Source organism: Martelella sp. FLE1502, from assembly GCF_053484255.1.
Genome location: NZ_JBAKFQ010000001.1, coordinates 176,234 through 193,752, shown reverse-complemented (window position 1 = coordinate 193,752; position 17,519 = coordinate 176,234). Strand labels below are relative to the sequence as shown.

The window sequence follows — 17,519 nt, the reverse complement described above, 5'->3', positions numbered from 1 at the left end:
CGAAAAATGCTTGAGATCAAGAACCTGCACGCACGCATTGCCGAGGATGGCACCGAGATCATTCGCGGGCTGAACCTGACAATCCAGGACGGCGAAGTGGCGGCGATCATGGGACCGAACGGGTCGGGCAAGTCGACGCTCTCCTATATTCTCGCGGGCCGCGAAGACTATGAGGTCACCGAGGGCGAGGTGCTCTATAATGGCGAAAACATTCTGGAGCTCGATGCCGCCGAGCGCGCCGCCAAGGGGCTGTTCCTGGCGTTCCAGTATCCGGTCGAAATCCCGGGCGTCGCCACCATGCAGTTCCTGAAGGTCGCGATCAACGAGCAGCGCAAGGCGCGCGGCGAGGAAGAGCTTTCGACGCCGGACTTCATCCGCAAGGTGCGCGAGGCCTCCGCCGAGCTGAAGATCGATTACGAGATGCTGAAGCGACCGCTGAATGTCGGCTTTTCCGGCGGCGAGAAGAAGCGCGCGGAGATCCTGCAGATGGCGCTCCTGGAGCCGAAGCTCTGCGTGATGGACGAGACCGATTCGGGCCTCGATATCGACGCGCTGAAGATCGTCGCCGATGGCGTCAATGCGCTGCGCGCGCCGGATCGCTCGGTCATGGTCATCACCCACTACCAGCGCCTGCTCGATTACATCGTGCCGGATACGGTTCACGTGCTCTACAAGGGCCAGATCATCCGCACCGGCGGCAAGGAACTGGCGCACGAACTCGAAGCCAATGGCTATGCCGATATCATCGGCGAAGCGGCCTGAGGCGGGAGCGTTGTGATGAATGTGCAAAACAAAATAACGCTGACGGCCGCCGAGGAGGCGCTGGTCGCCGCCTTCGGTCGGCTGTCCGGCTCGCTGCCCGGCAATGCCGATGTCACGATGGAGCGCGACCGGCTGGCGGCCGACCTGCGCAAATCCGGCCTGCCGACCCGGCGGATCGAGGCCTGGCACTATACCGACCTGCGCAACCTGCTGCGCGCCGTGCCCGAGGATGCCGGCGAGGCGGTAAACCCGTTGCCGGCCCTGTTGCAAGGCAGCGACGTTCTGCCGCTGGTGCAGGGCCGCGCCGGTGATGGACCCGCTATCGATGGGGTCGCGCGAAGCAAGGTTTCCGACGCGCTTTCAGGCGGCGACAAGACGGTGCGTTTCGCGCTGTCCCATGCCGATGACGCGATCGGCCGCATCAACGGCGCGCTGGTGAGCGACGGCTACGTGCTCGACATCGCCGAATCCTTCGATGCGCCGCTGGAGCTACAGGCCGTCCATGGCGGCGGGCAGGTGCATACCCGCAACCGCCTGAACTTTGCCGAGGGCGTGACCGGGATGGTGATCGAACGCCATGTCGCGCCGGCAGGCGCTGCGGCGCTCGTCAGCAATCTTTCGGCGCTGACGCTCGGCAAGGACGCCGAGATCACCTATGTGGTGATGCAGAGCCAGGGCGCGGACGACACCCATCTCGGCAAGCTGAAGATCGAACTCGGCGAAAACGCCAAGCTGAAGCTGCTGATCGTGAATGCCGGCGGCAAGCTGGTGCGCCACGAGATCGACTGCGCGGTTGTGGGCGAGGGCGCCGACCTGATGCTGCGCGGCGTCAACCTGCTTGGCGGCGACACCCATACCGACATCACCTTCGACCTTGGCCATAACGTGCCCAACACCACTTCGACCGAGATCATCCGCAATGTGGTGTTCGACAAGGCCAAGGGCGTGTTCCAGGGCCTGATCCGGGTCGCCCCCGATGCCCAGAAAACCGACGCCAAGATGTCGTGCAACACGCTGCTGATGAGTGATTTCGGCTCGTTCAACGCCAAGCCGGAGCTGGAAATCTTCGCCGATGACGTGCAGTGCGGCCATGGCGCGACGGTGACGGATATCGACCCGAACCACCTCTATTACCTGATGGCGCGCGGCATTCCGCGCAAGGTGGCCGAAGGGCTGCTCATCCACGCCTTCGTTGCCGAAGTGGTGGAGGAACTGGAGCACGAGGCGCTGTCTGAAGCCGTGGAGGCGATTATCGCGGATTGGCTCGATCGCCATGAGTGACGGCTCCGCGCTCCGGACGGTTCATTGATGGAGTTCATCAATTATGGACACTAAGGTTTCCACCTACGACGTCGAAAAGATCCGGCAGGATTTTCCGATCCTGTCGCGCACCGTGCATGGCGACAAGCCGCTGATCTATCTCGACAACGGCGCCTCCGCCCAGAAGCCGCAGGTGGTGATCAACACGATCGCGAATGCCTATGGCCATAAATACGCCAATGTGCATCGCGGCCTGCATTTCCTCTCCAACGCCGCGACCGATGCTTATGAGGCCGCGCGCGAGAAGGTGCGCGCCTTCCTGAATGCCGGTTCGGTGAACGAGATCGTGTTTACCCGCAACACCACCGAGGCGATCAATACGGTTGCCTATGGCTGGGCGATGGAGCACCTGAAGGCGGGCGACGAGATCGTGCTCTCGATCATGGAGCACCATTCCAACATCGTGCCCTGGCATTTCCTACGCGAGCGCATGGGCGTCAAGCTGGTCTGGGTTCCGGTGGATGATGACGGCGAATTCCACATCGAGGACTTCGAGAACTGCCTGACCGAGCGCACCAAGCTCGTCGCCATCACGCAGATGTCGAATGCGCTCGGCACCATCGTGGATGTGAAGGAAGTTTGCCGCATCGCCCATGAGCGCGATATTCCGGTGCTGGTCGATGGCTCACAGGGCGCGGTTCACCTGCCGGTCGACGTCCGCGATATCGATTGCGACTGGTACGCGATGACCGGCCACAAGCTTTACGGCCCGTCCGGAATCGGGGTGCTCTACGGCAAATATGACCGGCTCGCCGAGATGCGGCCGTTCCAGGGCGGCGGCGAGATGATTGCCGATGTGTTCGAGGACCGCGTCACCTATGCCGAACCGCCGCATCGCTTCGAGGCCGGCACGCCGCCGATCGTCCAGGCTATTGGACTGGGCGCTGCCCTTGACTATATGCAAGGGGTGGGGCGCGCGGCGATTGCAGCCCACGAGGCGGACCTGACGGCTTACGCGCGTGAACAGCTTGGCCATGTCAATGCGCTGCGGGTCATCGGCAACGCCGCGAAGAAGGGCAGCATCTTCTCCTTCGCGATCGAAGGCGTGCATGCCCATGACATCTCGACGATCATCGACCGGCGCGGCGTCGCCGTTCGCGCCGGCACCCACTGCGCCCAGCCGCTTCTGGCGCGTTTCGGGGTCACGTCGACCTGCAGGGCCTCGTTCGGCCTGTACAATACCCGCGCGGAAGTGGACGCGCTGGTGGAAGCGCTGGATTACGCGCGCACATTCTTTGCCTGATAGGGGCCGGAAAGGTCCGATAAGAGGATTGCCATGAGTGTCGAAGAAAAGACTGAAGACCAGACGGCCGGCGCGACTGCCTCTTCCATTCCCCCGGAAGAACTGGCGCGGCTGAGCGACGACATCATCTCCGCGCTGAAGACGGTTTACGACCCGGAAATCCCGGCCGATATCTTCGAGCTAGGCCTGATCTACAGGATCGATGTCGATGACGACCGGGTGGTGAAGATCGACATGACGCTGACCGCGCCCGGCTGCCCGGTTGCCGGCGAAATGCCCGGCTGGGTCGAAAATGCCGTGGGCACGGTCGAAGGCGTCTCCGGCGTCGAGGTTGAAATGACATTTGATCCGCCATGGACGCCGGACCGGATGTCGGAAGAGGCCAAGGTGGCGGTCGGCTGGTATTGACGCGACAAGAGGGCAGGCGGTCATCGCCTGCTCAGTTGCACTTTGTCCCTCGCGTCAGTCCCACCCCACAGCCGTCATCCTCGGGCTTGACCCGAGGATCCAACCACCTGGCCGGGAATGAGGCGCGGGTTTGTTCGAGCGTGGACTGGCAAGGCAGAATGCGACCCAGCACTCCGCTCGTATTGAGACGGGATTAGATCCTCGGGTCAAGCCCGAGGATGACGCAGAATGGAAGGAAAGGCTTCGGCAGGCAGCTCGATTAGACACGCAGAGCGCCTATTGACGCCGCCTTCGCGCGCTGATGCAATGCACTTCGAACGCCGGGCCTTGAACCCGGATGTTGATGGAGAATGAAATGGGCTTTCAGGTCATCACCCTCACCGATGCGGCAGCGACACGCATCAACGAAATCACCGGCAATGCCGGACCGGATGCGCTCGGTATCCGCATATCGATCAAGAAGGGCGGCTGCGCCGGCTTCGAATATGCGGTTGACCTTGTCACGCGCGACAATACCAAGGCCGGCGACGACACCGTCGAACATGCCGGCGCCAAGGTCTGGGTCGATCCCGCTGCCTCGCTCTATCTGCTGGGCACCGAGATGGATTTCGAGGTCACCAAGCTCAGAACCGGCTTCGTGTTCCGCAATCCCAACGAAACCTCGGCCTGCGGTTGCGGCGAATCGGTTGAACTCAAGGCCGCCGATCTTGCCGAACTGGCACGGGCGCGCGAGGCCGCGGCGCATTGACCGGTAGGATGATCGGTCAATTGTTTGGATATACCAAGACAGGCTTCCGGGAAAAGCTTCAGCCTTGATTGTATCGCAGGTGTACGCCCTTGCGCGTACGGGCCTAACATGGTGAATTGATTGCGCCGCGTTTCCGGCGCAATCCATCACCTGCGAGGCTTCCGTGACATCAGACAAGAATGCACTCTGGCGCGAATGGCCGATTGTGCTGATCTGGTGCGCGTTTGCGCTGTTTACCTTCGCGGGCGCTTCATTGAAGCCTGACTATCTCGGCACGATGGCCTCGTTCGCGGTGCTTGCCGTGATCTTCGCGGTCATGCTGATGGCGGTGTTTCGCGTGGTGCACCACGCCGAATGCCTGGCGGCGATCTTCGGGGAGCCGCTTGGCACGCTGATCCTGACGCTTTCGGTGATCGGCATCGAGGTGGCGCTGATCACGGCGGTGATGCTGACCGGCGACAACGCGCCGACGCTTGCGCGCGACACCATGTTTTCGGTGCTGATGATCGTGCTGAACGGGCTTGTGGGGCTGAGCCTCCTCATCGGCGGGCTGCGGCACGGGTTGCAGGTATTCAACCTTTCCGGCGCCAATGCCTATCTGATCGTGCTTTTGCCGGTGGCGATCACCAGCCTGATACTTCCGAGCTTCACCTCGTCAGCGCCGGGCGGAGGGTTGTCGACGCTGCAGACCGTGTTCCAGATCGTGATTTCGCTGGTGCTCTACGGCATTTTCCTGCTGTTCCAGACGGTGCAGAACCCGGTGAGCTTCCAGCAGCCGCGCCATGGCGACGAGGCTCCGGATGACCATCACCACCATCTCCAGCCGAAGAGCGCCGGCTTTCATGCCGCGGGCCTGCTTCTGGCCCTGCTGCCGCTGGTGCTGATGTCGAAGAAGCTCGCCGTCTATGTCGATTTCGGCATTGCCCAGGTCGGCGCGCCGGTGGCGCTCGGCGGCTTCATCGTGGCGATCATGATCCTGACGCCGGAGGCGCTGGCAGCGCTGGAAGCCGCCCGCAAGAACCAGCTTCAACGCGCCGTCAATATCTGCCTTGGTTCGGCGCTCGCCACGATCGGCTTGACGGTGCCGGCGGTGCTGATCGCCGCGCATTTCGTCGGCCTGCCGATCGAGCTTGGCCTGTCGCCGGCGGGTGTCGTGGTGTTGACGCTGTCGCTCGCGATCAGCATCGTCACCTTCGTCGGCACCCGCACCAATTCGCTTCAGGGCGTGGTACATCTGGCGGTGTTCTTCGCCTACGTTATCTTGATCTTCGACGGCGATTTCTAAACTCTGCGGGGCAACTGAGGAGCGGGCATGCGAAACGACATCATCTTCGGCGCGGTGCTGCCCTATGCGGCATTTCTGGTCGCCCGTCACTTCGGCCTGTCGACCGTCCATGCGCTGGCGATCGGCTCGATCTTCCCGATCGCGGTGATCCTGATCACCTATGTCAGAAACCGCAGGCTCGCTCCGATCAGCGTGATCACGCTGGCTGCGACGCTCGCCTCGCTTGTCGGCAGCCTCTATTTCAACAGCGCCTATCTGGCGCTTTTGAAGAATTCGCTGATTACCGGCTTCGTCGGCCTGGTGTTCGCCGCCTCGCTGCTTATGCCGCGGCCGCTGGTGTTCTACTTCGCGACTGAAAAGGGCGGGGAGGAGCGCGCGAGCGGCAACCGGCTCTGGGAAGTCTCGCCGCCCTACCGGGCGCTGATGCGCCGGATGACGATCGCCTGGGCGGTCGTGCTGATCTGCGAGGCGACGGTGCGCGCGCTGCTCATCCCGCTGCTGCCGGTCGACATCTTCCTGGTGGTCTCGGAGGCGATGTGGATCGTGGTGTTCGCGCTGATGATCTCCTGGAGCCTGCGCTATGGCAGCCGCAAGGGCGAGGAGATTGCCTCCGCCGCCGGTGAAGGCGGGGGCGGTTGAGGGCCCCGGCGTATTGCCAAAGCCCGTCCCACTCTCCGCCGTCATGCTCGGGCCTGTCCTGAGTATCCAAGCACATATCAACGCGAGAAGCGTCTCGGATGATACGGTTTTCCGCCAACTCCGCTCGTGTGGAGCCGTGGTTAGATCCTCGGCACAGGGCCGAGGATGACGTCCGTAAAAAGGATAGGATTGTCAGTAAATTGACGGGGCCAATTGAGCGGCAACGGCGCGCCGGCGTTCCTCAGGCGCGCTCTTCCAAGAGCGCCTCGCCCTTCTTCTCGCGCACAAGATTGATGAAGCGGCGGAAGAGGTAGTGGCTGTCCTGCGGGCCGGGGGAGGCTTCCGGGTGGTGCTGGACGGAGAATACCGGCTTGCCGGCGAGTGCGATGCCGCAATTGGAGCCGTCGAACAGCGACACATGGGTTTCCGCGACGCCCTCCGGCAGCGAGGCCGAATCGACCGCGAAGCCGTGGTTCATCGACACGATCTCGACCTTGCCGGTGGTGTAGTCCTTCACCGGATGATTGGCGCCGTGATGGCCCTGATGCATCTTCACCGTCTTGCCGCCAAGCGCGATCGCGAGGATCTGGTGACCGAGGCAGATGCCGAAGATCGGCAGGCCGCTGTCGATCAGTTCGCGAATCACCGGCACGGCATATTCCCCTGTCGCGGCCGGATCGCCGGGGCCATTCGACAGGAACACGCCATCGGGCGAAAGCGCCAGGATCTGTTCCGCCGAGGTCTTGGCCGGCACGACCGTGACCTTGCAGTCAAGTCCGGCAAACAGCCGCAGGATGTTGCGCTTCACGCCGTAATCGATGCAGACGATGTGATAGCGGGCGTCGGCTTCGGCGAGCGTGTCGTAGCCTTCGTTCCACACCCACGGCTTTTCGTCCCATTTCGACGACTGGCCGGAGGTGGCCTCGATGGCGAGGTCGAGCCCTTCAAGCCCGCCCCAGGCCTTGGCCTTTGCCTTCAGCGCGTCGAGATCGAACTTGCCGGACGGCTCGTGGGCGATCACGGCATTGGGCGCACCATGCTCGCGGATCCAGGCGGTCAGCGCGCGGGTGTCGATGCCGGAAAGGCCGATAATGCCACGCTTCTTCAGCCAGGCGTCGAGGTCTTCGCTCGAGCGGTAGTTGGAGGGCGCGGTGATATCGGCCCTGAAGATCGCGCCGACGGCGCCGCGGCGGGCGGCGGGCACCAGGTCTTCGATATCCTCGCCATTGGCGCCGATATTGCCGATATGGGGGAAGGTGAAGGTGACGATCTGTCCGAGATAGGACGGGTCGGTCAGGATTTCCTGATAGCCGGTCAGCGCGGTGTTGAAGCAGACTTCCGCCTCGACGCTGCCTGTGGCGCCCACGCCCTTGCCGTAGATTACCGTACCGTCGGCCAGAACCAGCGCGGCCGTCGGCGTTTCCTGTGTCCATGGGGCAGTCATGATCATTCCTTGCTCGTCGCCGGCCGGGGCCGATTGAACGGGCCCTGTCCCGATCCTATATTAGAGCCCGAGCCAAAGGGTTCGCGGGCAAGCTGCGTTCGGGTAGGCCACTTTTTGATGCGGTTGCGGGAAAATAGTGAAACCGCGCTTGCGGGTCAATTGCTCTTGCGGCAAAGTTGTGGCATCTGCTCAAAATAAATGACGCGCCCGAAGATTTGATTTGATCGCAGCCCCGGTATTCGGTAAACGCCGCCGCCATTCGGCATGTGTCGATGCGGTACCTTGAAGATGGCGTTGCCAGGAGTGAATGAATGTTGCGCGATAAACTCGCACTTGCACAAAAAGACGCTTCGAAAGAGGAAGATCCGGTACGCTTCTGCACATTGAGACTGGTTCACGCGGCCATCAAGGACCGCGACCTGGCTCATCGTGCCAATGGCAAGGACCCCGTCAGCGATGACGACATCGCCGGGATTCTGTTCCAGATGCTGAAACAGCGCAAGGAATCCTCCCGCCTCTACGAAGAGAAGGGCCGGCCCGACCTTGCCGCTCAGGAGCGTCAGGAAATGGCGGTCATCCGCGAATTCCTCCCCGCCCAGTTGCCCGAGGATAAAATCCGCGAAGTCTGCGCCTCCGTGGTCGAGGAGACCGGCGCGCAGGGCCTGCGCGACATGGGCAGGTGCATCGAAACGCTGAAGGACCGCTATTCCGGCCAGATGGACTTCTCCAAGGCCTCCGGCGTGGTCAAGGACATGCTGAAATAGGTTTGTCTTGTCTGACTGCTGTGGATATCCGCAGTGGATATGTGGGATAAACCGCCCCGCGCCCGCTAAACCGTTGCGGGGCCTGTAGGCTGTCAGGCCTGCCGGCACACCCGAGGACCTTATGCGTTTTCCGCCATCCTTTCTCGATGAAATCCGCGACCGTGTGCCGATCTCGGCATTGATCGGCCAGCGGGTCACGTGGGATCGCAAGAAGACCAATGTCGGGCGCGGCGATTACTGGGCCTGCTGCCCGTTTCACGGCGAAAAATCCCCGAGCTTCCACTGCGAGGACCGCAAGGGCCGCTACCACTGTTTCGGCTGCGGTGTTTCCGGCGATCATTTCCGCTTCCTCACCGATCTCGATGGCATGAGCTTTCCCGAAGCCGTGCAGCGCGTCGCCGACATGGCGGGCGTCGCGATGCCGGAGCGCGACCCGCAGGCCGAACGCCGCGAGGAAAAGCGCCGCACGCTCATCGACGTCATGGAGCTTGCCGCGAGCTTCTTTCAGGACCAGCTTCAGACCGGGGCAGGGGCGAAGGCGCGGGCTTACTTGCGCGAACGCGGCCTTTCGGCGCGCACGATCGACACGTTCCGGCTCGGCTACGCGCCGGAAAGCCGCAATGCGCTGAAGGAGTTTCTTGCCTCCAAGGGCGTCGAGAAGCAGGAGATCGAGGCCTGCGGGCTTGTGGTCCACGGGCCGGATATCGCGGTCTCCTATGACCGTTTCCGCGACCGGATCATGTTTCCGATCCTGTCGTCACGCGAACAGGTGATCGCCTTTGGCGGCCGGGCGATGCGGCCGGACGCGCCGGCGAAATATCTCAATTCCAACGAAACCGAGCTGTTTCACAAGGGCAATGTGCTCTTCAACTTCGCCCGCGCTCGCCGGTCGCTTTCCGGCGCGGAAGGCGCGAAGACGATCATTGCGGTCGAAGGCTATATGGATGTGATCGCGCTCCATCAGGCCGGCATCGAAAACGCCGTCGCGCCGCTTGGCACGGCCCTGACCGAAAACCAGTTGCAACTGATCTGGCGCATGACCAGCGAGCCGGTGCTCTGCTTTGACGGCGATGGTGCGGGCATCCGCGCTGCCGAGCGCGCCGCCGGTCTGGCGCTGCCAATGCTCAAACCCGGCCACTCGCTGAAATTCGCGCTCTTGCCCGGCGGCAAGGATCCGGACGATCTGGTGCGCGAGGGCGGCCGGCAGGCGTTTGACGCCGTGATCGCCCAGGCCCGCCCGCTGGCCGACACCGTGTTCGAGCGCGAGGCCGGCCAGCCGGAAGCCGGCGAAACGCCGGAGCGGCGCGCGGCGATCGAGGCGCGGGTCAACGCGCTGGTGGCGACGATTGCGGACGAAAGCGTGCGCCGGCATTACCAGCAGGACTTCCGCAACCGGCTCTACCAGCGGTTCCGGGGAAGCTCGCGCGGCGGCGGGAATTTCGTCGGCGGCCGGGGCAATTTTTCCGGTGCCGCCAGAGCGGGCGGGCGGTACAACGCGCCGCGCGGCAATGGTCTTCTGTCGGCGTCCGAGCGCCTGTCGCGGTCCCCGCTCGCAAGCCTGCGTCCGGCGACCGCCAATCTCACCTTTCGCGAATGCCAGCTCGTGTTCTGCCTGATCTCGCATCCCGAACTGGTGCGCGAGGATTTCGACAGCATCTCGACGCTCTCCTTCGAGGCGGCCGAGATGCGGGCGTTCTGGCCGGCGTTTCTCGCCGAAGCCTCGCGCCCCGACATGGGACGGGAAAAGCTGCGGCAGCGGCTGGAGGAAGCGGGCTTTGCAGGGCTCGTCGACCAGATTTCCGCCCATGTCGGGCGCAATGTCAACTGGATCGCTGGACCCGACGCCGCGCTGGAGGACGTCCGCGAGGTCTATCACCAGGCGCTGGCGCTTCATAACCGCGCACGCTCGCTCGCCCGCCACAAGAGCGAGCTGGAACGCGAGATCGCCGAGGCGACGGAGGAGGGCAATGCGGAGCTGCTTTCCGAACTGATGCCGGCTCTGGTTTCCGTTCAAAACGAAATCGCCCGCATCGACAATCAGGAGGCCGAAATCGACGGTTTCGGCCTGATGTCCGGACGCGGCGGAAAATCCGGAGCGGGCGGATAAAGCGCTGCGGGAAAGCAATTCCGGGATGCGCCCGAACCGATTCCTTTCGCCCGCCACTTGTATTTGCGGCGAAGCATTCTAAATTAACGTTTCTAGGGCCGACAGAGAGCTGCATCGGTTCCTGTCATCGTCAGAAGCGTCTCATGGGCGGATTTTCGATATGAAATCACGCAAATATGGAAATGACGCTTGACGGATGGCGAAAATCTGGGAATCACCAGTGCGGATGGCAGTGAGCAGCACATTTTCATGATCTGGACAGCATTCACCGGGGGTGATGAAAGCCGCCGCGTTGAAGTCTGTCCTGTTCATGTGTGGTTTTTTGAATCCGGCAGACCTCGCAAAAGAGGTCCTTAATCATTTGCCGGTATGCCGCTTGGCAACAGCGACAAAGCGTCAGGGAAACAATATTTATGGCTACGAAAGTCAAGGAAAACGAAGAAGCCGAAACCGAACGCGAAGGCGGTACCGACGGCCCTCTCCTGGACCTTTCCGATGACGCCGTCAAGAAGATGATCAAGGCCGCCAAGAAGCGCGGCTATGTCACCATGGATGAGCTGAATTCCGTTCTCCCGTCCTCGGAGGTAACCTCCGAGCAGATCGAGGACGTCATGTCCATGCTCTCCGAAATGGGCATCAATGTCGTCGAAGATGAGGACGAAGTCGATAACGACAACAATTCCGACGATAGCTCCGACGACAGCGACAGCGATAATGACAGCGACAGCACCGAAGTCGCGACCACGACCGGTTCGGCTGTAGCGCAAACCAAGAAGAAAGAGCCCACCGATCGCACCGACGATCCGGTGCGCATGTATCTGCGCGAGATGGGCTCGGTCGAGCTTCTGTCGCGCGAGGGCGAAATCGCGATCGCCAAGCGGATCGAGAGCGGCCGCGAGACGATGATCGCCGGCCTTTGCGAAAGCCCGCTGACCTTCCAGGCGCTGATCATCTGGCGCGACGAGCTGAACGAAGGCACGACTCTTCTGCGCGAGATCATCGATCTGGAGACCACCTATTCCGGTCCCGAGGCCAAGGCTGCGCCGCAGTTCCAGAGCCCTGAAAAGATCGAGGCCGACCGCAAGAAGGCCGAGGAAAAGGAACAGGCCCGCAAGAAGCGCTCCGACGACGTCACCGATGTCGGCGGCGAGGGCGTGCAGCCGGAGGAAGACGACGAGGAGGATGATGAATCCAACCTGTCGCTGGCCGCCATGGAGGCCGAACTTCGTCCGCAGGTCATGGATACGCTCGACCTGATCGCCGAGACCTATGTGAAGCTCAGGAAGCTGCAGGACCAGCAGGTGGAGGCGCGGCTTGCCGCTACTGGCACGCTGACCAACGCCCAGGAGCGCCGCTACAAGGAGCTCAAGGAAGGGCTGATCACGGCTGTGAAGTCGCTGTCGCTCAACCAGAACCGCATCGATCTTCTGGTCGAGCAGCTCTATGACATCAACAAGCGGCTCGTGGAAAACGAAGGCAAGCTGTTGCGCATGGCGACCCATCGCGGCGTCAAGCGTGACGACTTCCTGGAGCATTATCACGGCGCCGAACTTGACCCGAACTGGATGAAATCGATCGGCAATCTTTCCGGCAAGGGCTGGAAGGAATTCGCCAGCCAGGATGGCGCCGATATCAAGGTGATCAGAAGCGAGATTCAGAGCCTTGCGACCGAAACCGGCATCTCGATTGCCGAGTTCCGCCGCATCGTGCACATGGTCAAGAAGGGTGAGCGCGAGGCGCGCATCGCAAAGAAAGAGATGGTGGAAGCCAATCTCCGTCTGGTGATCTCGATCGCGAAGAAATACACCAATCGCGGCCTCCAGTTCCTCGATCTCATTCAGGAAGGCAATATCGGCCTGATGAAGGCGGTCGACAAGTTCGAGTATCGCCGCGGCTACAAGTTCTCGACCTATGCGACCTGGTGGATCCGGCAGGCAATCACCCGTTCGATCGCCGACCAGGCCCGCACGATCCGTATTCCGGTGCACATGATCGAGACGATCAACAAGATCGTCCGCACATCGCGCCAGATGCTGCACGAGATCGGCCGCGAGCCGACGCCTGAGGAACTTTCCGAAAAGCTCAACATGCCGCTCGAAAAGGTCCGCAAGGTGCTGAAGATCGCCAAGGAGCCGATCTCGCTCGAAACCCCGGTGGGCGACGAGGAAGATTCGCATCTCGGTGACTTCATCGAGGACAAGAACGCGCTGCTGCCGATCGATGCCGCGATCCAGGCGAACCTCCGCGAGACCACGACCCGCGTTCTCGCCTCGCTGACGCCGCGCGAGGAACGCGTGCTGCGCATGCGCTTCGGCATCGGCATGAACACCGACCATACGCTGGAAGAAGTCGGCCAGCAGTTCTCGGTCACCCGCGAACGTATCCGCCAGATCGAGGCCAAGGCGCTCCGCAAGCTGAAGCACCCGAGCCGCTCGCGGAAGCTCCGGAGCTTCCTGGATAGCTGAGATGGCGAAAGCCAAACCGTGATGATCAAGAACCCGGCTGAAAGGCCGGGTTCAGTTTATTGACAAACCTGTCCTCAAATTCGGCGTCATCCTCGGGCTTGACCCGAGGATCCAGGCAGCGCGGCAAGGATTCGCAATAGATTGTAACAAATTCAATGACTTAGGTCGCCTTGATGCTCGGCTCAAGTCCGAGCATGACCCCTGTGAGGAAGGTCAGGAAGGTGTCAAACTGCAGATTCAGGAGTTTGCCCGCGGTCTGAACCCGGCTGAGAGGCTGGGTTTTTGCCTCCTGAAAAAGCAAACCTTACGAGCCGCCGTCTTGTGCGGACCTGTCCCGAGCATCCAGGCACGTTTCAGCGCGACAGGCGTGTCGGGACGGAATCTACTTGAAAACACAACATTATCGGTCACTCACTGCGCTCGTAGCGAGGCGTGGTTAAATCCTCGGGACAAGCCCGAGGAAGACGTTCGTATGGGTGGCGGGTTTGTCGACAGGGTAAACGCGACCGATAGATCGGGTTCTCGATTTACGGCGATAATGAAATTCTCGTGCCCGACGCTGCGTCAGAAGCTTGGCCGCGCTCCGGTGACCGAAAGACAAGTTCATACACCGATCCGCTTCGCGATATCGCTGTTTGCCGCCATGCCGGTAACGGACCGGCGCCCTGCCGCGCGCCGGTTCAAGGCGTTGTGGCGCAGGGAACAGAAACCTATTCCGTGACCTGCAGGTTGACGGCCTTGGGGCCCTTGCCGCGGCGGTCCGGCTCGGTGTCGTAGCTGACCTTCTGATTTTCGGTCAGGCCCGTCAGTCCGGACGACTGCACGGCGGAAATATGGACGAAGATGTCCGCGCCGCCATTGTCCGGCTTGATGAAACCGTACCCCTTGTCGGTATTGAAAAACTTTACGATGCCAGTTTCGGCCATGCTTCAAGGTCCTTTTCTCGCCCATTCCCTTGCTGATGGAGGGGAGGGGCAGATATTTCGATGCTCGTTTTGCCCTGAGGGGCAGCGCAGGCGTTTCTCGAATTTGGAGGAAAGGTGCCTTTTATTACCGCGGGTTCCGATTTGCCTGGACAACGAAAGCAGGCCAAATCAAGGTCCGCCCGAAAAATTAGCGTTTCCGGCGCGCATCAGATTATATGGTCTTCCCGTGCTCGCAAAATGCCCGAACATGAACAGAATGCGGTGTTTGGGGGTTTTTGGCAAGCGAAACTTTGGAATCGGACCTTCAGGCCCGCTAACGGGCAGGGTATCCGTGTAACGGCCAGTCCCTAATCAAATGATTATCTGGAACTATTTTCTTTTATACTGTGTCAACGGGTTTTGGCTGTGCTACCGTTGAAACGGTGTCGACAAAGCCTGTGACCTAAGGGAGGGAGGCCTAGCTTTTGCCGACGAAGCTGGTGTAGGAGCGAGTAACCGGCCAAGCATGACGAGCGCGCGGGCGGTGCGCAAATACTTGACTGGCAAATACCGGGGGTCCGCCATGCGTCGTGACATGTTCATACGCTTTCTTGCGTCTGTTGTCGTGCTCTGCTGTTTCGCGTCCGTCGGCGCGCGCGCTTTCGAATATCGCCAGATCGAGGGCTGGGCGGTCAGCTGCAACAACGCCTATACCTGCAACATATCCCTGACCTCGGCCGCCGGTGCGAGCGGCGGCGCTACGCTTGCCGCCATCCAGTGGCAGCGCTCGGTCGCGCCATCGGCCCCGCTCACCCTCAGCATTCCCTATCCGCCCGGTTTCCTGCCGCGGGGCGATGCCTCCGGCGCGATCACCATCGCGGTCGATGGCGTCACGGGGTTTTCCGCCGATATAGCGAGCCTCGTGCGGGAGGATGCGCTTGGCATGTTCGGCGTCAACGAACCCGAGGTTCTGGTGGCGCTGTTCCGCAAGATGTCAGACGGCGCCAGAGCGACGATCCGCTACGAGGGCGGGATCGGATCGTTTTCCTCCGAGATCGTGTTGACCGGGCTTTCCGACGCCGCCCGCTTCATCGACGACTGGCAGGGCCGCGGCGGTCGCACCGATGCGCTGATCGATGTCGGGGAAAAGATGCCGCCCGAAAGCGTCGATATCTGGACGATCGATAGCTACGATCAGCTCCCGCCCTCGGTTCTGCGCAATCTGAGCGATCCCGAAAGCGCGTGCTATACCGATCAATCCCATATCGATCAGGCGGACGCCTTCGCCTTCAGCACCGGCAAGAGCACCATCATGCTTCTGCCCTGCGGGCCTTCCGGCGCCTATAACCAGCCCTATCAGCTCTATGTCGGCAAGGATGACGAGTTCCACCGCGCGGAATTTCCCAATGTCAGCGATGCCGGCATCACCGTTCTCGATACCGTCTACAACGTCAATTTCGATCTGAAGGAAAAGCTGTTGTCTTCGGTCTATCTCGGTCGCGGGCTCGGCGATTGCGGGTTGGCGCATTACTGGACGATCAACGAGGCCGCCGCCGGCAATCCTCTGGCGCTCACGCTGGAGCGCTCGAAGACGGCCTGCGACGGCGTCGATATCGGTCCGGAAAACTGGCCGGAGATCTGGCGCCCGCAAATGACGGCGGATGAGAGGCAGGAGCAGTAACGCTCACTCGGCCCGGTAGACCCGCAACAGCGCGCCATCGGGCTCGTCCGTCACCAGCAGAACAGCGCCGTCGGGCGCGACCTTCACATCGCGCAGCCGGCCGAATTCGCCGGCAAACAGCCGGTTTTCGGTGGCGGGCATGCCGCTCTCGTCAAGGCCGATGTGAGACAGAAGCTGGTCCTTCAACGCGGTGACCAGGAAATCGCCATCCCATTCGGGAAACATATCGCCCCGGTAGACCGCGATCGCCCCCGGCGCGATCGACGGGTCCCAGTAGTAGAGCGGCTGTTCAAGCCCCGGCGCCTTGGTGCCCTGTCCGATCTTCGCGCCCGAATAATGCACGCCGTAGGAGATTTCCGGCCAGCCATAGTTCTGGCCGGCGCGCGGTATATTGATCTCATCGCCGCCGCGCGCGCCGTGTTCAACGGTGTAAAGCGTGCCGGTCTCCGGATCGATGGTGATGCCCTGCGGGTTGCGGTGGCCGATAGACCAGATTTCCGGCTCCCAGCCCTCAGGCGTGGGGTTGTTTTGCGGGATGCCGCCATCGGGCGTGATGTGGAGGATCGAGCCGGCGTGATCGCCCGGGTCCTGCGCCCGCTCGCTTTCGCCGCGATCGCCGATGCCGAAGAACAGATTGCCGGCGCTGTCGATCGCAATGCGCGAGCCGAAATGACGATTGGTGCCGGAAAACCGGTTCATCGCGAAAATCTGGCTGACATTCTCAAGAAGCGCCTGCTGACGGTCGAGCGTTGCGCGGAAGACCGCCGTTCCCTGGCCGCCGTCGCCGGAAACGGAGGCGGTCAGATAGATGCGGCCGTTTTCGCTGAAGCCGGGATCGAGCGCGACATCGAGCAGGCCGCCCTGGCCGGCGGAATAGACCTCGGGAACACCGTTGACCTGTTGCGTCGCGCCATCCTTTGAAACGATGTTGAGGCGGCCGGGCCGCTCGGTAACCAGATAGCCGCCATCGGGCAGAACCTCGACGGCCCAGGGGTGGGCAAGACCATGGGCGATACGCTCGACCTCAAGCGGCGGGGTGGCCTCCTGCGCGGCGGATGGAAACGGAGAAAAGGCAAGGGCCGCGATCATGCCGGCCAGGACGGGGGTGGCTTTCATAAAAGTCTCCTCTCGTTTTACCGGTGACGTATGGCGCTCCGCGCGCTGCTCAAGTGGCGCGGCTTACACAAACCCGTGAACCGCGACACGGAACGCGAAGCTTCTGTTCAGAAGTCCTTGAGGTCGTTGCGTTGCCTGCGCTCGGCGTCGGCCTTCAGATGGCTCACATTTTCGCGCCATAGGTAGGACGCGCCGACGACCATGGCGAGGCAGATCGCAAACATCGCCGCGATCATCAGATCGCGCGCGGCGGTGTGGGACAGAAGGCCCTGAAGCGCGCTGCCGCCCGGCGAGGAAAAGGGCAGGTAGCCGTCAAACAGCATTGCCCCGCCATTCGTTCCCGGCAGAGGGGCGGATTGCCATGCCTGGTCGGCCGAAGCCACGGCCGGCGCGAACGCCGTCAGAACCGGCAGCGCCGCAAAAGCAAAAATCCCGCGTTTGATGAAAATCGAGCGCCTGGCGATCCCTCTCGCCATCCGTTTGACCATCCTCATGTGCCTTCTCCTTCGGCAATGTTTCAGCGCATCGTCATAACGCCATGTAAATACGTCGCCTTCTGGATGAATGATGGTCGAACACGAACCATTTTGAGGCGGAATCATGGGAGCGGATTTGTGCCGCCACTGAAGTTG

Annotated in this window: 16 protein-coding genes; 11 read left to right on the top strand and 5 right to left on the bottom strand. The window is 61.9% G+C overall.

All coding sequences use genetic code 11. The features are described 5' to 3' along the window. The first annotated feature begins 6 nt into the window (after window positions 1-6). The 7 genes from sufC (at window position 7) to V6767_RS00855 (ending at window position 6,405) form a co-directional block, all read left to right on the top strand. The gene (sufC, locus tag V6767_RS00885) at window positions 7-762 is read left to right on the top strand and encodes a Fe-S cluster assembly ATPase SufC (protein WP_292056132.1); all 756 of its coding nucleotides are present in this window, start codon (window positions 7-9) and stop codon (window positions 760-762) included. 15 nt (window positions 763-777) lie between these two features. Next, window positions 778-2,043 (top strand): Fe-S cluster assembly protein SufD, encoded by a 1,266-nt coding sequence (gene sufD, locus V6767_RS00880; RefSeq protein WP_448471689.1) that lies wholly within the window; start codon window positions 778-780, stop codon window positions 2,041-2,043. A 43-nt stretch (window positions 2,044-2,086) separates the two neighbouring features. Beyond that, window positions 2,087-3,325: a cysteine desulfurase gene (locus V6767_RS00875; protein WP_448471688.1), complete on the top strand. Its 1,239-nt coding sequence runs from the start codon at window positions 2,087-2,089 to the stop codon at window positions 3,323-3,325. A 33-nt stretch (window positions 3,326-3,358) separates the two neighbouring features. Next, the gene (locus V6767_RS00870; RefSeq protein ID WP_448471687.1) at window positions 3,359-3,733 is read left to right on the top strand and encodes an SUF system Fe-S cluster assembly protein; all 375 of its coding nucleotides are present in this window, start codon (window positions 3,359-3,361) and stop codon (window positions 3,731-3,733) included. Window positions 3,734-4,088: 355 nt separating this feature from the next. Continuing rightward, window positions 4,089-4,481, top strand: a complete 393-nt coding sequence (sufA, locus tag V6767_RS00865) for a Fe-S cluster assembly scaffold SufA (RefSeq protein ID WP_448471686.1) — start codon at window positions 4,089-4,091, stop codon at window positions 4,479-4,481. Between the two features lie 163 nt (window positions 4,482-4,644). Then, window positions 4,645-5,766, top strand: a complete 1,122-nt coding sequence (locus V6767_RS00860; protein ID WP_448471685.1) for a calcium:proton antiporter — start codon at window positions 4,645-4,647, stop codon at window positions 5,764-5,766. 27 nt (window positions 5,767-5,793) lie between these two features. After that, complete coding sequence (locus V6767_RS00855) at window positions 5,794-6,405, top strand: VC0807 family protein (RefSeq protein ID WP_448471684.1); 612 nt, start codon at window positions 5,794-5,796, stop codon at window positions 6,403-6,405. Between the two features lie 241 nt (window positions 6,406-6,646). On the opposite strand, the gene carA is transcribed toward V6767_RS00855, so the two are convergent. Next, entirely contained in the window at window positions 6,647-7,855 is a 1,209-nt protein-coding gene (gene carA / locus V6767_RS00850) for a glutamine-hydrolyzing carbamoyl-phosphate synthase small subunit (RefSeq protein WP_448471683.1), read from the bottom strand. 305 nt (window positions 7,856-8,160) lie between these two features. Here carA and V6767_RS00845 point away from each other — a divergent pair, with 305 nt between their 5' ends. Both V6767_RS00845 and dnaG read left to right on the top strand, forming a co-directional pair. Next, window positions 8,161-8,613: a GatB/YqeY domain-containing protein gene (locus V6767_RS00845; protein ID WP_033410820.1), complete on the top strand. Its 453-nt coding sequence runs from the start codon at window positions 8,161-8,163 to the stop codon at window positions 8,611-8,613. 121 nt (window positions 8,614-8,734) lie between these two features. Continuing rightward, complete coding sequence (dnaG, locus tag V6767_RS00840) at window positions 8,735-10,720, top strand: DNA primase (RefSeq protein WP_448471682.1); 1,986 nt, start codon at window positions 8,735-8,737, stop codon at window positions 10,718-10,720. A gap of 141 nt (window positions 10,721-10,861) precedes the next feature. Here dnaG and V6767_RS00835 read toward each other — a convergent pair whose 3' ends face one another. Beyond that, complete coding sequence (locus V6767_RS00835; RefSeq protein WP_448471681.1) at window positions 10,862-11,032, bottom strand: hypothetical protein; 171 nt, start codon at window positions 11,030-11,032, stop codon at window positions 10,862-10,864. 101 nt (window positions 11,033-11,133) lie between these two features. On the opposite strand from V6767_RS00835, the gene rpoD reads away from it, so the two are divergent. After that, window positions 11,134-13,185 (top strand): RNA polymerase sigma factor RpoD, encoded by a 2,052-nt coding sequence (gene rpoD / locus V6767_RS00830; RefSeq protein WP_448471680.1) that lies wholly within the window; start codon window positions 11,134-11,136, stop codon window positions 13,183-13,185. 710 nt (window positions 13,186-13,895) lie between these two features. Here rpoD and V6767_RS00825 read toward each other — a convergent pair. Next, the gene (locus tag V6767_RS00825; RefSeq protein ID WP_018066559.1) at window positions 13,896-14,111 is read right to left on the bottom strand and encodes a cold-shock protein; all 216 of its coding nucleotides are present in this window, start codon (window positions 14,109-14,111) and stop codon (window positions 13,896-13,898) included. 562 nt (window positions 14,112-14,673) lie between these two features. Here V6767_RS00825 and V6767_RS00820 point away from each other — a divergent pair. Next, a complete protein-coding gene (locus tag V6767_RS00820; protein ID WP_448471679.1) occupies window positions 14,674-15,771 on the top strand; it encodes a DUF1176 domain-containing protein in 1,098 nt (365 codons plus the stop codon). 3 nt (window positions 15,772-15,774) lie between these two features. On the opposite strand, the gene V6767_RS00815 is transcribed toward V6767_RS00820, so the two are convergent. Together V6767_RS00815 and V6767_RS00810 are read right to left on the bottom strand one after the other, a co-directional pair. After that, window positions 15,775-16,887 carry a PQQ-dependent sugar dehydrogenase gene (locus tag V6767_RS00815; RefSeq protein ID WP_448471678.1) on the bottom strand — a complete coding sequence of 371 codons (1,113 nt, stop codon included), beginning with the start codon at window positions 16,885-16,887 and terminating at the stop codon, window positions 15,775-15,777. Window positions 16,888-16,994: 107 nt separating this feature from the next. Beyond that, window positions 16,995-17,381, bottom strand: a complete 387-nt coding sequence (locus tag V6767_RS00810) for a hypothetical protein (protein ID WP_448471677.1) — start codon at window positions 17,379-17,381, stop codon at window positions 16,995-16,997. Between the last annotated feature and the right edge of the window lie 138 nt (window positions 17,382-17,519).

Excerpts from the sequence above, each read along its gene's own strand:
- sufD (WP_448471689.1), top strand. The coding sequence starts at position 778 with ATGAATGTGCAAAACAAAATAACGCTGACGGCCGCCGAGGAGGCGCTG.
- V6767_RS00845 (WP_033410820.1), top strand. The coding sequence starts at position 8,161 with ATGTTGCGCGATAAACTCGCACTTGCACAAAAAGACGCTTCGAAAGAG.
- V6767_RS00870 (WP_448471687.1), top strand. The coding sequence starts at position 3,359 with ATGAGTGTCGAAGAAAAGACTGAAGACCAGACGGCCGGCGCGACTGCC.
- dnaG (WP_448471682.1), top strand. The coding sequence starts at position 8,735 with ATGCGTTTTCCGCCATCCTTTCTCGATGAAATCCGCGACCGTGTGCCG.
- V6767_RS00825 (WP_018066559.1), bottom strand. The coding sequence starts at position 14,111 with ATGGCCGAAACTGGCATCGTAAAGTTTTTCAATACCGACAAGGGGTAC.
- sufA (WP_448471686.1), top strand. The coding sequence starts at position 4,089 with ATGGGCTTTCAGGTCATCACCCTCACCGATGCGGCAGCGACACGCATC.
- carA (WP_448471683.1), bottom strand. The coding sequence starts at position 7,855 with ATGATCATGACTGCCCCATGGACACAGGAAACGCCGACGGCCGCGCTG.
- rpoD (WP_448471680.1), top strand. The coding sequence starts at position 11,134 with ATGGCTACGAAAGTCAAGGAAAACGAAGAAGCCGAAACCGAACGCGAA.
- V6767_RS00820 (WP_448471679.1), top strand. The coding sequence starts at position 14,674 with ATGCGTCGTGACATGTTCATACGCTTTCTTGCGTCTGTTGTCGTGCTC.
- V6767_RS00815 (WP_448471678.1), bottom strand. The coding sequence starts at position 16,887 with ATGAAAGCCACCCCCGTCCTGGCCGGCATGATCGCGGCCCTTGCCTTT.
- V6767_RS00835 (WP_448471681.1), bottom strand. The coding sequence starts at position 11,032 with ATGAACAGGACAGACTTCAACGCGGCGGCTTTCATCACCCCCGGTGAA.
- V6767_RS00810 (WP_448471677.1), bottom strand. The coding sequence starts at position 17,381 with ATGAGGATGGTCAAACGGATGGCGAGAGGGATCGCCAGGCGCTCGATT.
- V6767_RS00855 (WP_448471684.1), top strand. The coding sequence starts at position 5,794 with ATGCGAAACGACATCATCTTCGGCGCGGTGCTGCCCTATGCGGCATTT.
- V6767_RS00875 (WP_448471688.1), top strand. The coding sequence starts at position 2,087 with ATGGACACTAAGGTTTCCACCTACGACGTCGAAAAGATCCGGCAGGAT.
- sufC (WP_292056132.1), top strand. The coding sequence starts at position 7 with ATGCTTGAGATCAAGAACCTGCACGCACGCATTGCCGAGGATGGCACC.